The organism is Pseudomonas citronellolis (genome assembly GCF_029335315.1).
GTDB classification, from domain to species: domain Bacteria; phylum Pseudomonadota; class Gammaproteobacteria; order Pseudomonadales; family Pseudomonadaceae; genus Pseudomonas; species Pseudomonas citronellolis_A.
In genome coordinates this window covers 1-11635 of the sequence record NZ_JARJLT010000411.1, presented here as the reverse complement: position 1 = coordinate 11635, position 11635 = coordinate 1, and the positions used below count along the sequence as shown (strand labels likewise).

Genomic DNA, 11635 nt, shown 5'->3' with positions numbered 1-11635 from the left:
CAGCATGAAGCCGAGGGTCCAGGCGGTCATGCTCGGCGAGCCGCTGTAGTCCACGTCCTGGCGCTGCCAGGTGAGGTTCGAGGAGAAGGGCCCGAAGTCGTAGAAGGCCGAGGCGCTCTTGAAAATGTTGTGGGTCTGGCGGCTGCGCCCGCCGTCGTCCCAGGGGTCGCTCAGGTAGTCGTTGTAGGAGCCGAGCAGGATCAGCCGGCTGTCGCGGTACTGCAGGCTCACGCCCTTGCCGCGCACCGTTTGCCCGGAGCTGGCGGCGTCGTCGAAACCGAAGCTCATGGCGCTGCCGAGGCTGAAACCATGGTAGCTCGGCGTGGTGTAGGCGAGGGTGTGCTTGGGCCGCACGTCGAGGTAGTAGGCGCCCTTGGCGCGCGGCGGCAGGGTGAGGAAGGTGTAGGGCGAGCCGTACACCGCGAGGAAGGGGTCGGCGTAGGTCGGCGTGGCCATGTTGTAGGTCTTGCCGAACTCCAGCTTGCCGTAGTGGCGCGTGCGCACCGCCACCAGCGCCAGGCGCAGCGCGCCGACCTGTTTCCAGTGCTGGTCCAGGGCCTGGCCGTTGAGGTTGAAGCCTTCCTCGACGTCGGCTTCCAGCACCGTGTCCTCGTCCAGTGCCTTGCGCAGGTACAGGCCGAGCTTGTTGGTCCAGGCGCCGCCGCCTTCCAGGCGCCAGCCGGAGTGGTGGCCGGAGTCGTGGTAGTCGCTGAACACATCCAGGGTCCCGTAGACCCTGGCCTTGTCGTCGAAGCCCTTGTCGACGTTGTAGTAGCCGAAGCCCGAGGCGATCCGGGCGATGCCGGGGAAGCCCTCGGCCTGGGCCGCGAAGGGGGCGGTCAGCAGGGCGGCGAGGAGGAACGGTGAAGGCTTGCGGAGGTGAGCTTGGGTCTGCACGGCGCGGATTCCTGGTTGTGGTTGTTGTAGGCAGGTACCGGGGCGGCGTGGGCCGCCGTCGCCTTTCCAGCAGAATCCGGACGGGGCCGGCGCGGCAATGCGCAGCGGTTCCATGGGGCGGAACCGCTGGTGGGCAGGTGCAAACGTTACGCTCAGGTTAACGATCGGGCGCCGGGCTTGATTGATGCGAGGCCCGTCGCGTCCCTAAGGTGCGTCCACGACAGCAGCGTTCGTGGAGGTTCCGATGATCCAGACATCCCCCCCGCCCCAGTGGTCGCGACGCCGCGCCGAGAAGGCGCGACGGCTTGAACGGGTGCGCCACCTGGCCGACGGCGCGGTGCTGCCGCGCGAGCACCTGGTGCAGGCCCTGGAAGCGCTGATCGCCCCCGGCGACCGCGTGGTGCTGGAGGGCAACAACCAGAAGCAGGCCGACTTCCTCTCGCGCAGCCTGGCCCAGGTGGACCCGGGCAAGGTCCACGACCTGCACATGATCATGCCCAGCGTCGGCCGCGCCGAGCACCTGGACCTGTTCGAGCTGGGCATCGCGCGCAAGCTCGACTTCTCCTTCTCCGGCCCGCAGAGCCTGCGCATCGGTCAGTTGCTCGAAGACGGGCTGCTGGAGATCGGCGCCATCCACACCTACATCGAGCTGTACTCGCGGCTGGTGGTGGACCTGATTCCCAACGTCGCCCTGGTGGCCGGCTTCATCGCCGACCGCGACGGCAACCTCTACACCGGTCCCAGCACCGAGGACACCCCGGCGCTGGTGGAGCCCACCGCGTTCAGCGACGGCATCGTCATCGCCCAGGTCAACCGCATCGTCGACGACCCGCGCGACCTGCCACGGGTGGACATCCCGGCCAGCTGGATCGACTTCGTGGTCGAGGCCGACCGGCCGTTCTACATCGAGCCGCTGTTCACCCGCGACCCGCGCCACATCAAGCCGGTGCACGTGCTGATGGCGATGATGGCGATCCGTGGCATCTACCAGCGGCACAACGTGCAGTCGCTGAACCACGGCATCGGCTTCAACACCGCGGCCATCGAACTGATCCTGCCGACCTACGGCGAGTCCCTGGGGCTGAAGGGCAAGATTTGCCGGCACTGGACGCTCAACCCGCACCCGACGCTGATCCCGGCCATCGAAAGCGGCTGGGTGGAAAGCGTGCACTGCTTCGGCACCGAGTTGGGCATGGAGCGCTACATCGCCCAGCGTCCGGACGTGTTCTTCACCGGCCGCGACGGCTCGCTGCGCTCCAACCGCATGTTCTGCCAGCTGGCCGGGCAGTACGCGGTGGACCTGTTCATCGGCGCCACCCTGCAGGTGGACGGCGACGGCCATTCCTCCACCGTCACCCGTGGCCGCCTGGCCGGCTTCGGCGGCGCCCCGAACATGGGCCACGACCCGCGCGGCCGGCGCCACTCGACCCCGGCCTGGCTGGACATGCGCCCCGAGCCCGAAGCGCTGCTGGCGCGCGGCAAGAAGCTGGTGGTGCAGATGGTCGAAACCTTCCAGGACGGCGGCAAGCCCACCTTCGTCGAGCAACTCGACGCGGTGGACGTGGCGCGCAAGGCGAACATGCCGCTGGCGCCGGTGATGATCTACGGCGACGACGTCACCCACGTGCTCACCGAGGAAGGCATCGCCTACCTGTACAAGGCGCGCTCGGCGGAAGAACGCCGGGCGATGATCGCCGCGGTCGCCGGCATCAGCCCCATCGGCCTGCGCCACGACCCGAAGGACACCGAGCGCATGCGCCGCGAAGGGCTGATCGCGCTGCCCGAGGACCTGGGCATCCGCCGCGCCGACGCCAGCCGCGAACTGCTCGCGGCGAAGAGCATCGGCGAACTGGTCGACTGGTCCGGGGGCCTCTACGAGCCGCCGGCGCGCTTCAGGAGCTGGTGATGGCCCAAGCCTACGAACTCGAACCCCGCGTCGGCCTGGACGAGCGCCTGGCCGACCTGGCGGTGGACGCGCTGATCGACGAAGCCGAGCTGTCGCCCAAGCCGGCGCTGGTCGACCGCCGTGGCAGCGGCGCCCACAGCGACCTGCACCTGGGCCTGATGCAGGCTTCGGCGCTGTCGCTGTGGCCGTGCCTGCGTGGCATGGCCGAGGCCGCCCGCGCCCATGGCGAAGTCGACCTGCCGCTGCGCGAAGCGCTCGGCCGCCTCGGCCGCGAAGGCGAGGCGGACATGCTGCGCACCACGGCGGGGGTGAACACCCATCGCGGCGCCATCTGGGCCCTGGGCCTGCTGACCGCGTCGGCCGCCCTCGACCCCCGCCAGGCCGATGCCGAAGCCGTGGCCGCCCGCGCCGGGCGTCTGGCCCTGCTCGACGACCGTGCGCAACCACCACTGGCCAGCCATGGCGAGCGGGTGCGGCAGCGCTACGGCGTCGGCGGCGCCCGCGAGGAAGCCCAGCTCGGCTTCCCCCGCGTGGTGCTGCACGGCCTGCCGCAACTGCGGCGCAGCCGCGCGGCCGGCGCCGGCGAGCAGAACGCCCGGCTCGACGCGCTGCTGGCGATCATGGCCGTGCTCGACGACACCTGCGTGCTGCACCGCGCCGGCCAGCCCGGCCTGCGCGCCATGCAGGACGGCGCGCAAGCGGTGCTCGCCGCCGGCGGCGGCGCCAGCCTGGCCGGGCGCCGCGCGCTGCGCGAACTGGACCGCGCGCTGCTGGCGCTCAACGCATCCCCCGGTGGCGCCGCCGACCTGCTCGCCGCCTGTCTCTTTCTGGATCGCCTGCCCGCCGCGCTCGGCGGGTGGGCCGGGAGCCTCTGACCATGGAAACCCTGTCCTTCGAATACCCCGCCACTTCGTCGGTGCGCGGCCGCGCCCTGGTGGGCTGCGTCGGTTCCGGCGACCTCGAAGTGCTGCTGCAACCGGCCGCGACCGGCGCCCTGAAGATCGAGGTGGTGACCTCGGTGAACGGCAGCGCGCCGCGCTGGCAGCAACTCTTCGAGCGGCTGTTCGCCGCCGTGCCGGCGCCGGCCGCGCAAATCTGCATCCACGATTTCGGCGCCACCCCCGGCGTGGTGCGCCTGCGCCTGGAACAGGCGCTGGAGGAGGCCGGCCATGAGTGACGTCGCCCAACTGCTGGCCCTGCGCAGCTTCACCGAACTCTCCGCCCGCCAGCGCGCCCGCGAACTGCTGGACGCCGGCAGCTTCCGCGAGCTCATCGACCCCTTCGCCCGCGTGCAGTCGCCGTGGCTGGCGGGGCAGGGCATCGTGCCCCAGGCCGACGACGGCGTGGTCATCGCCCGTGGCACCCTCGCGGGCCAGCCGGCGGTGGTCGCGGCCATCGAAGGCGCCTTCCAGGGCGGCAGCATGGGCGAGGTCAGCGGGGCGAAGATCGCCGGCGCCCTGGAACTGGCCGCCGAGGACAACCGCCAGGGCATCCCGACCCGCGCACTGCTGTTGCTGGAAACCGGCGGCGTGCGCTTGCAGGAAGCCAACCTGGGGCTGGCGGCCATCGCCGAGATCCAGGCCGCCATCGTCGACCTGCAGCAATACCAGCCGGTGGTGGCGCTGATCGCCGGGCCCGTCGGCTGCTTCGGCGGCATGTCCATCGCCGCCGGGCTGTGCAGCTATGTGCTGGTTACCCGCGAGGCGCGCCTGGGGCTCAACGGCCCGCAGGTGATCGAGCAGGAAGCCGGCATCGAGGAATACGACTCCCGCGACCGTCCGTTCATCTGGAGCCTGACCGGCGGCGAGCAACGCGCCGCCAGCGGCCTGGCCGATGCCTGCCTGGCGGATGACGTGGCGACCCTGCACGGCGCGGTTCGCGAGTACTTCGCCAAGGGCTTGCCGGCGCACCCGCGCAGCCGCCGCGCGGGGGACTTCCTGGCGCGCCTGGAAAGCCTCGATACCCGCGAGCAGATCGACGCCGCTGGCGTGCGCCGCCTCTACGCCGGCCTCAACCAAGGAGACGCGCAATGAGCCAAGCACCTTCTTCCCGTGGCCTGGCCTGGTTCCAGGCGCTGGCCGGCGAACAGCCCGCGCGGGCGCAGGACGGCGCCTCGCTGCGGGTGGCCGACGCCGAGCTGGACGGCCAGCCGCTGCGCTACCTGGCGGTGGTGGCGGATGCGCACAACCCCTTCCCCCGCGCCCGCCACGGCGAGGTCGGCCTGCTCGAAGGCTGGCGCCTGGCGCAGGCGGTGGACGAAGCCATCGCCGCCGACCGCGCCGCGCCGCGCAAGCGCGCCCTGGTCGCCATCGTCGACGTGCCCAGCCAGGCCTACGGCCGCCGCGAGGAAGCCCTGGGCATCCACCAGGCGCTGGCGGCGGCGGTGGACGCCTACGCCCGCGCCCGGCTCGCCGGCCATCCGGTGATCGGGCTGCTGGTGGGCAAGGCCATGTCCGGCGCCTTCCTCGCCCACGGCTACCAGGCCAACCGGCTGATCGCCCTGCGCGACGCCGGGGTGATGGTCCACGCCATGGGTAAGGCCGCCGCCGCGCGCATCACCCTGCGCAGCGTCGAGGAGCTGGAACGCCTGGCCGCCACGGTGCCGCCGATGGCCTACGACATCGACAGCTATGCCTCCCTCGGCCTGCTCTGGGACAGCCTCGAAGTGCCGTGCATCGATGCGCCCGGCGAAGCCGACGTGGCCCAGGTGCACGCCAGCCTGCGCCGCGCCCTCGACGACATCGCCGACGCCTCGCGCGACCTGCGTGGCCGCCTCGGCGCGAGCAACCGCGCGGCGTCCAGCCGCGTGCGCGAACTGCTGCGCGAGCAGTGGTGAGAACTCAGGAGCGGGCCATGTCCATCGTCAACAGCTCACAGCGGGGCTCGCGCCTGGAGCGGCCCGCTCCTGACCTTTTCCGCGCCCATGACCTGCTCTGGGGCATGCGCGCCGAACACCTGGCGCACGACGCGCCGGCCTGGGCCCGCGAGGTGCTGGCCGCCGGTTGGCCGGTTGTCGTGCGCCGCGCCCCGGCGCGCGCGGGCTGGCTGGCGGTGGGCCTGCGCGGCCACAGCCGCGAGCAGCGCTGGGCCGGCTGGCTGCCGATGGCCGCCGTCACGCGCCAGGCCACGCCGGAATCCCTGCGTGATCGTGAACCCACGCGCGACCTGCCGACCTGGCAGGCGCTGCGCCAGGTGCGCGCCACCCTCGACGGCCTGGGCCTGGCCTGGGGCGTCAGCGGCGGCGCCGGCTTCGAACTGGCCACTGGCGAGCCGGTGCTGCACGCGGCCAGCGACCTCGACCTGCTGCTGCGCACGCCGGCACCTTTCCCCCGCGACGCGGCCCGCGCGCTGCTCGGCGAACTGAGCAGCGCCGCCTGCCGCATCGACCTGCAACTGCAGACCCCCGCCGGTGGCCTGGCCCTGGCCGAATGGGCCGGGCAGGGCGCCCGCGTGCTGCTCAAGGGCGACCACGCGCCGACGTTGCTCGCCGATCCCTGGGCGCCCGCCGAGGTGACCGCGTGAGCGTGTTCTTCGCCTTCCCCGGCCAGGGCGCGCAGTACCCTGGCATGCTCTCGGCGCTGCCCGACGAGCCGCCGGTGCGCGCCTGCCTGGAGGAGGCGGCGGACGTGCTCGGCCAGCCCACGGCCAGCCTGGAAAGCGCCGAGGCCCTGGCTTCCACCCGCGCGGTGCAGCTGTGCCTGCTGATCGCCGGGGTTGCCGCGTCCCGCGTGCTCGCCGCGCGCGGCCATCAACCGGCGCTGGTGGCCGGGCTGTCCATCGGCGCCTACCCGGCGGCGGTGGTCGCCGGCGCCCTGGACTACGCCGACGCGCTGCGCCTGGTCGCGTTGCGCGGCGAACTGATGCAGCAGGCCTGGCCCGGCGGCCATGGCATGAGCGCCATCCTCGGCCTCGACCAGGCCCAGCTGGAGCCGCTGCTGGCGCAGGTGCACAGCGCCGAACGCCCGGTGTACCTGGCCAACGTCAACGCCGAGCGGCAACTGGTGGTGGCCGGCAGCGACGCCGGCCTGCAAGCCATCGCCGAGCTGGCCCGCGCCCACGGCGCCAGCGCGGCGAAGCGCCTGGCGGTCAGCGTGCCCTCGCATTGCGAACTGCTCGAAGCGCCCGCCGCGCGCCTGGCCGCGGCCTTCGCCGGGGTGCGCCTGAGCCGCCCGCGCCTGCGCTACCTGAGCGGCAGCACGGCGCGCCTGGTCATGGACCCGGCGGCGCTGGCCGCCGACCTCGCCTGGAACATGGCGCGCCGCGTCGAGTGGCGCGCCACCCTGCGCGGCGCCTACGAGCGCGGCGCGCGCCTGCACCTGGAACTGCCGCCCGGGCGCATACTCAGCGGCCTGGCCAAGCCCTGCTTCGGCGCTGCCGCCATCGCCTTCGACGGTGCCCGCGCGGACACCCTGGACGCGCTGCTGCGCGAGGAGGAACGCCGCGACCCCTGAGCCGGTCCCACCTTCCCAACCCCAACGACCAACCGAGGACAACAACAATGATCATCTACGGTGTCGCTCTACTCTCTGTCTGCACGCTTGCCGGCGTGATCCTGGGAGACCTGCTGGGCGTGCTGCTCGGCGTGCAATCCAACGTCGGCGGCGTCGGCATCGCCATGCTCCTGCTGATCTTCGCGCGCCTGGCGATGCACAAGCGCGGCGGCCTGAGCAAGGAATGCGAATTCGGCGTGGGCTTCTGGGGCGCCATGTACATCCCCGTGGTGGTGGCCATGGCCGCCCAGCAGAACGTCGTCACCGCCCTGCACGGCGGCCCGGTGGCGCTGCTCGCGGCGATCGGCGCGGTGCTGGTGTGCGGGGCGACCATCGCCCTGATCAGCCGCACCCATCGCGGCGAGCCGCTGCCGCGCGAGGACCGCGCGCAAGACCTGGGCGGCGCCCCGGCGGGAGGTCGCTGAGATGTGGCAGATCGTCGAAAACGCGCTCATCCATAACGGCCTGGTCACCGCCTTCGCGGTGGTCGGGGTGATCATGTGGGTCTCGGTGCTGCTGTCGCGCTACCTGACCTTCGGCCGCGTCCATGGCTCGGCCATCGCCATCTTCATCGGCCTGGTGCTGGCCTGGGTCGGCGGCACCCTCAGCGGCGGGCAGAAAGGCCTGGCCGACCTCTCGCTGTTCTCCGGCATCGGCCTGATGGGCGGCGCCATGCTGCGCGACTTCGCCATCGTCGCCACGGCCTTCGAGGTGCAGGCCACCGAGGCGCGCAAGGCCGGGCTGATCGGCGTGGTGTCGCTGCTGCTGGGCACCGTGCTGCCGTTCATCGTCGGGGTGCTGGTGGCCTGGTCGTTCGGCTACCGCGACGCGGTGAGCCTGACCACCATCGGCGCCGGCGCGGTCACCTATATCGTCGGCCCGGTCACCGGCGCGGCGCTGGGCGCCAGCTCCGAGGTGGTGGCGCTGTCGATCGCCACCGGGCTGATCAAGGCGATCCTGGTGATGGTCTTCACCCCGGTCTCGGCGCGCCTGCTGGGCCTGGACAACCCGCGCTCGGCGATGGTCTTCGGCGGCCTGGCCGGCACCGTCAGCGGGGTCACCGCCGGGCTCGCCGCCACCGACCGGCGCCTGGTGCCCTACGGCGCGCTGACCGCCACCTTCCACACCGGCCTGGGCTGCCTGCTCGGCCCCTCGCTGCTGTACTTCTGCGTGCGTGGCCTGGTGGGTTGAGGTAGTGGCCGGTTGAGCGCGATTGCGATCGAGTGAAGCGGGCGCGGCGCCTCAGGCCCCCGCCCGCGTCGCTTCCTGCTCGTGGCGCATGCCGTACATGCGGCACTCGGCGAGCAGCGCCAGCAGGTTCGGGTCGCGCTCCTTGGCGCGCAGGAACACCACCCCGATGCGCTGCTGCAGGCGGTAGCGCGCCTGCAGCGGAATCAGCTTCACGCGGTTCTCGTACACCGCCTCGATGCGCTTGGGCAGCAAGGCGTAGCCCACCCCGGAACTGACCATGCTGAGCAGGGTGAAGATGTCCTTCACCTGCATGGCGATGCGCGGCTCGAAGCCGGCCAGCTGGAACACCCGCACGCCGTCCTGGTGGGTGGCGTAGCCCTGGGTGAGGGTGACGAAGGGCGCGTCGCGCAGGCTCGCCAGGTCGATCTCGGCCAGCTCCGCGTAGGGCGAGTCCACTGGCACGGCAAGGTAGATATCGTCGGAGAACAGCGGCAGGCATTCGCAGTCGGGGTCGGCCACGCTTTCGTTGAGCGACACCAGGATGGCGTCCAGCTCCATGTTCTTCAGCTGGTAGAACAGGTCGACGTTGGAGCCGAGGATGAGGTCGATGTTCAGCTCGCTGCGCCGCAGCTTCAGGCCCATGATCAGCTGCGGCACGGTCTTCACCGTCAGCGAGTAGAGCGCGCCGAGCTTGAAGCGCTCGGCGGAGAAGCCGGCGGCCTCGCGGGTCAGGCGCACCGTCTCGTTGACGTCCTGCACCAGCTTCTGCGCGCGCTCCTCCAGCACGAAGGCGCTTTCCAGCGGCGTGAGGGTGCGCCCCTCGTGCTTGAACAGCGGGCAGCGCAGGGCGCTTTCCAGTGAGTGGATGGCGCGGTGCACGCTGACGTTGCTGGTGCCCAGCTCGGCGGCGGCGCGGGCCAGGTTGCCGGTGCGCATGAAGGCCAGGAACACCTCCAGCTTCTTCAGCGTCAGCTCCTCGTCGATGCGCGGCAGCGGCGCCGAGGCCGTGTCAGCGCGGGCCATGGGCGGCTCGTGGGGAAGTCGGAAGGGGCATGTTCATCTCCTCGGGTGGCCGGGCCACGTTAGCCGAGCGCGGCGCCGCCTTCCAGCGTTGCCTCAGGGCTTGGCGAGCGCCGTGCGGGCCTGCTCGCAGCCCTTGTCGGCGGCGCGCTTGAGGTAGTCGGCGCGCTTGGCCTTGGGCGCCTTGCCGGCGAGCATCATGTAGACCTCGGCCTGGTAGGCGCGCTGGTCGCCCTTGGGCGCCAGCAGCGACATCGGCCGCTCGGCCTGGCACCAGCCCAGGGCGTGGCTGGGCTGCGGGAAGTACTTCGCGTAGCGCGCCGAACGCGCGGCGGCCTCGGCCTGCCTGGCGAAGGAGGGCGCCTTGGCGGCGGCTTCGCAGAGGGTTTCCAGGTCCAGCGCGGCGGGGGCGAAGCCCTGCTTGAGGCTGTCGCCCAGCAATTCGCAGGCGCGCTGCTGGCTCTGCTCGTCCTGGACGAAGTCGGCCAAAAGCTGGGCCAGGCGGAACTCGGCCACCGGGTGCTTCTGCCGGGCGGCCTGGTCGAGCAGCGGAATGGCCTGGTTGAGGTTCCTGGACAGCGCTGTCCGGAACGGTTTCGCCGCTTCCTCGGGGCTCTTGCCGGCGGCGCGGGCCTTGTCCATGCCGGCGATCTGCTCGTTGGCCTTGGCCAGGAACGGCAGGGCCTTGCGGTACTCGGCGTCGCCGGGCAAAGGCTTGTCCTTGGCGTGCGCGGCGCCTGCGAGCAGGGTCAGGGCGAGGAGGGCGAGGCGAACTTTCAAGGCGGGCTCCGAAGCGGTGGATGAACCCGCGCATGGTAACAGCCAAAGGCCTCGGCGCGGCACGGGTATCGCCGTACTCCACGCATCCTGCGCGCCCCCGTAGGATGGCGTTGAGCGCAGCGATACCCATCAACCCACGCCCTAAACCCCCGACATTTTCTGCGGGAATAAGCAAAAATCTTTCGTCAAGGGGCTGGATTATTACGGGATATGAAAAATAATATTGCCGCTGCGCCTCTGGCCATCGCTCCGCGTGGACAGTAAGGTGCGCAGCGCCTCCCAGGAGGCATTTTTTCGTCCGACAAAGACAGCGCTGTCTCAAGGCTGCCCGGGCACCCCGGACGAGGGCGGAACGGCCGTTGCAGAGCGGTGCGCTCGCCCTTGTTCTACAGTTTTCGTTTTGCTCGTGCGGTTCGCGCCCCCGAAGGCGGCGGGCCGCGCGGCGTTTTTTGCTTTCAAGGCTGCCAGGAGGAACCCCCACCATGACCACCGCTCGGAACCTCGCCCCAGGCCTGGGGCTGCTCGCGCTGCTGACCGGCGGCGCGCACGCCGACGACGCGTTTTCCGCCGACTCGAAATGGGGCCTGGGCGACTGGGGTGGGCTGCGCAGCGAGCTGCTGGAAAAGGGCTACGACTTCAAGCTGGACTACGTCGGCGAGGCGGCGGGCAACCTGTACGGCGGCTACAACGACGACAAGACCGCGCGCTACAGCGACCAGTGGGCGCTGGGCACCCACCTGGACCTGCAGAAGATCCTCGGCTGGCACGGCGCCGAGTTCCAGCTGACGGTGACCGAGCGCAGCGGCAACAACCTGTCCAACGACCGCGTCAGCGACCCGCGCGCCGGCCAGCTCAGCTCGGTGCAGGAAGTCTGGGGCCGCGGCCAGACCTGGCGGCTGACGCAGATGTGGTACAAGCAGACCTTCCTCGACGACGCCCTGGACATCAAGGTCGGCCAGTTCGGCGAGGGCGAGGACTTCAACAGCTTCCCCTGCGACTTCCAGAACCTGGCGTTCTGCGGCTCGCAGGTGGGCAACTGGGTCGGCGGCATCTGGTACAACTGGCCGGTGGCGCAGTGGGCGGTGCGGGTGAAGTACAACCTCAGCCCGGAATTCTTCGTGCAGGTCGGCGCCTACGAGCAGAACCCCTCGAACCTGGAAACCGGCAACGGCTTCAAGCTCAGCGGCAGCGGCACCCAGGGCGCGATCCTGCCGGTGGAACTGGTGTGGTCGCCGAAGGTGGGTGCACAGCAACTGCCCGGCGAATACCGCCTGGGCTACTACTACAGCACTGCCAAGGCCGACGATGTCTACGAAGACGTCAATGGCCAGCCGCAGGCCCTCACCGGCAA

The 11635-nt window shown here is 71.1% G+C and carries 13 protein-coding genes; 10 read left to right on the top strand and 3 right to left on the bottom strand.

The window, feature by feature from the left end:
* Positions 1-846: porin (locus tag P3W75_RS31200; RefSeq protein WP_276231194.1), on the bottom strand; the 846-nt coding region annotated here is incomplete at its 3' end.
* Between the two features lie 295 nt (positions 847-1141).
* Between P3W75_RS31200 and mdcA the strand changes: the two genes are divergently transcribed.
* From mdcA to madM, 9 genes are read left to right on the top strand one after another with little or no spacing between them, the layout of a single operon-like run.
* Positions 1142-2803, top strand: a complete 1662-nt coding sequence (mdcA, locus tag P3W75_RS31195; RefSeq protein ID WP_276231193.1) for a malonate decarboxylase subunit alpha — start codon at positions 1142-1144, stop codon at positions 2801-2803.
* Complete coding sequence (locus P3W75_RS31190; protein ID WP_276231192.1) at positions 2803-3678, top strand: triphosphoribosyl-dephospho-CoA synthase; 876 nt, start codon at positions 2803-2805, stop codon at positions 3676-3678. The genes mdcA and P3W75_RS31190 overlap by 1 nt, the downstream gene beginning before the upstream one ends.
* Positions 3679-3680: 2 nt before the next feature.
* Complete coding sequence (locus tag P3W75_RS31185; protein ID WP_276231191.1) at positions 3681-3980, top strand: malonate decarboxylase subunit delta; 300 nt, start codon at positions 3681-3683, stop codon at positions 3978-3980.
* Entirely contained in the window at positions 3973-4836 is an 864-nt protein-coding gene (locus P3W75_RS31180) for a biotin-independent malonate decarboxylase subunit beta (protein ID WP_276231190.1), read from the top strand. The genes P3W75_RS31185 and P3W75_RS31180 overlap by 8 nt, the downstream gene beginning before the upstream one ends.
* On the top strand, positions 4833-5639 hold the full coding sequence (gene mdcE / locus P3W75_RS31175) for a biotin-independent malonate decarboxylase subunit gamma (RefSeq protein WP_276231189.1): 807 nt from the start codon (positions 4833-4835) through the stop codon (positions 5637-5639). The genes P3W75_RS31180 and mdcE overlap by 4 nt, the downstream gene beginning before the upstream one ends.
* A 17-nt stretch (positions 5640-5656) precedes the next feature.
* A complete protein-coding gene (locus P3W75_RS31170; protein ID WP_276231188.1) occupies positions 5657-6325 on the top strand; it encodes a malonate decarboxylase holo-ACP synthase in 669 nt (222 codons plus the stop codon).
* Positions 6322-7254, top strand: a complete 933-nt coding sequence (gene mdcH / locus P3W75_RS31165; RefSeq protein ID WP_276231187.1) for a malonate decarboxylase subunit epsilon — start codon at positions 6322-6324, stop codon at positions 7252-7254. Before P3W75_RS31170 ends, mdcH begins: the two co-directional genes overlap by 4 nt.
* A gap of 47 nt (positions 7255-7301) precedes the next feature.
* Positions 7302-7718: a malonate transporter subunit MadL gene (gene madL / locus P3W75_RS31160; protein ID WP_276231186.1), complete on the top strand. Its 417-nt coding sequence runs from the start codon at positions 7302-7304 to the stop codon at positions 7716-7718.
* Between the two features lies 1 nt (position 7719).
* Entirely contained in the window at positions 7720-8484 is a 765-nt protein-coding gene (gene madM, locus P3W75_RS31155) for a malonate transporter subunit MadM (protein WP_276231185.1), read from the top strand.
* Between the two features lie 51 nt (positions 8485-8535).
* On the opposite strand, the gene P3W75_RS31150 is transcribed toward madM, so the two are convergent.
* Positions 8536-9507 carry a LysR family transcriptional regulator gene (locus P3W75_RS31150; protein WP_276231184.1) on the bottom strand — a complete coding sequence of 324 codons (972 nt, stop codon included), beginning with the start codon at positions 9505-9507 and terminating at the stop codon, positions 8536-8538.
* Positions 9508-9600: 93 nt separating this feature from the next.
* On the bottom strand, positions 9601-10284 hold the full coding sequence (locus P3W75_RS31145; RefSeq protein WP_276231183.1) for a hypothetical protein: 684 nt from the start codon (positions 10282-10284) through the stop codon (positions 9601-9603).
* A 482-nt stretch (positions 10285-10766) separates the two neighbouring features.
* On the opposite strand from P3W75_RS31145, the gene P3W75_RS31140 reads away from it, so the two are divergent.
* A partial coding sequence (locus P3W75_RS31140; protein WP_276231182.1) for a carbohydrate porin occupies positions 10767-11635 on the top strand: 869 nt, incomplete at its 3' end.

Excerpts from the sequence above, each read along its gene's own strand:
- P3W75_RS31170 (WP_276231188.1), top strand. The coding sequence starts at position 5,657 with ATGTCCATCGTCAACAGCTCACAGCGGGGCTCGCGCCTGGAGCGGCCC.
- P3W75_RS31180 (WP_276231190.1), top strand. The coding sequence starts at position 3,973 with ATGAGTGACGTCGCCCAACTGCTGGCCCTGCGCAGCTTCACCGAACTC.
- P3W75_RS31185 (WP_276231191.1), top strand. The coding sequence starts at position 3,681 with ATGGAAACCCTGTCCTTCGAATACCCCGCCACTTCGTCGGTGCGCGGC.
- mdcE (WP_276231189.1), top strand. The coding sequence starts at position 4,833 with ATGAGCCAAGCACCTTCTTCCCGTGGCCTGGCCTGGTTCCAGGCGCTG.
- mdcA (WP_276231193.1), top strand. The coding sequence starts at position 1,142 with ATGATCCAGACATCCCCCCCGCCCCAGTGGTCGCGACGCCGCGCCGAG.
- P3W75_RS31190 (WP_276231192.1), top strand. The coding sequence starts at position 2,803 with ATGGCCCAAGCCTACGAACTCGAACCCCGCGTCGGCCTGGACGAGCGC.
- madM (WP_276231185.1), top strand. The coding sequence starts at position 7,720 with ATGTGGCAGATCGTCGAAAACGCGCTCATCCATAACGGCCTGGTCACC.
- P3W75_RS31150 (WP_276231184.1), bottom strand. The coding sequence starts at position 9,507 with ATGGCCCGCGCTGACACGGCCTCGGCGCCGCTGCCGCGCATCGACGAG.
- madL (WP_276231186.1), top strand. The coding sequence starts at position 7,302 with ATGATCATCTACGGTGTCGCTCTACTCTCTGTCTGCACGCTTGCCGGC.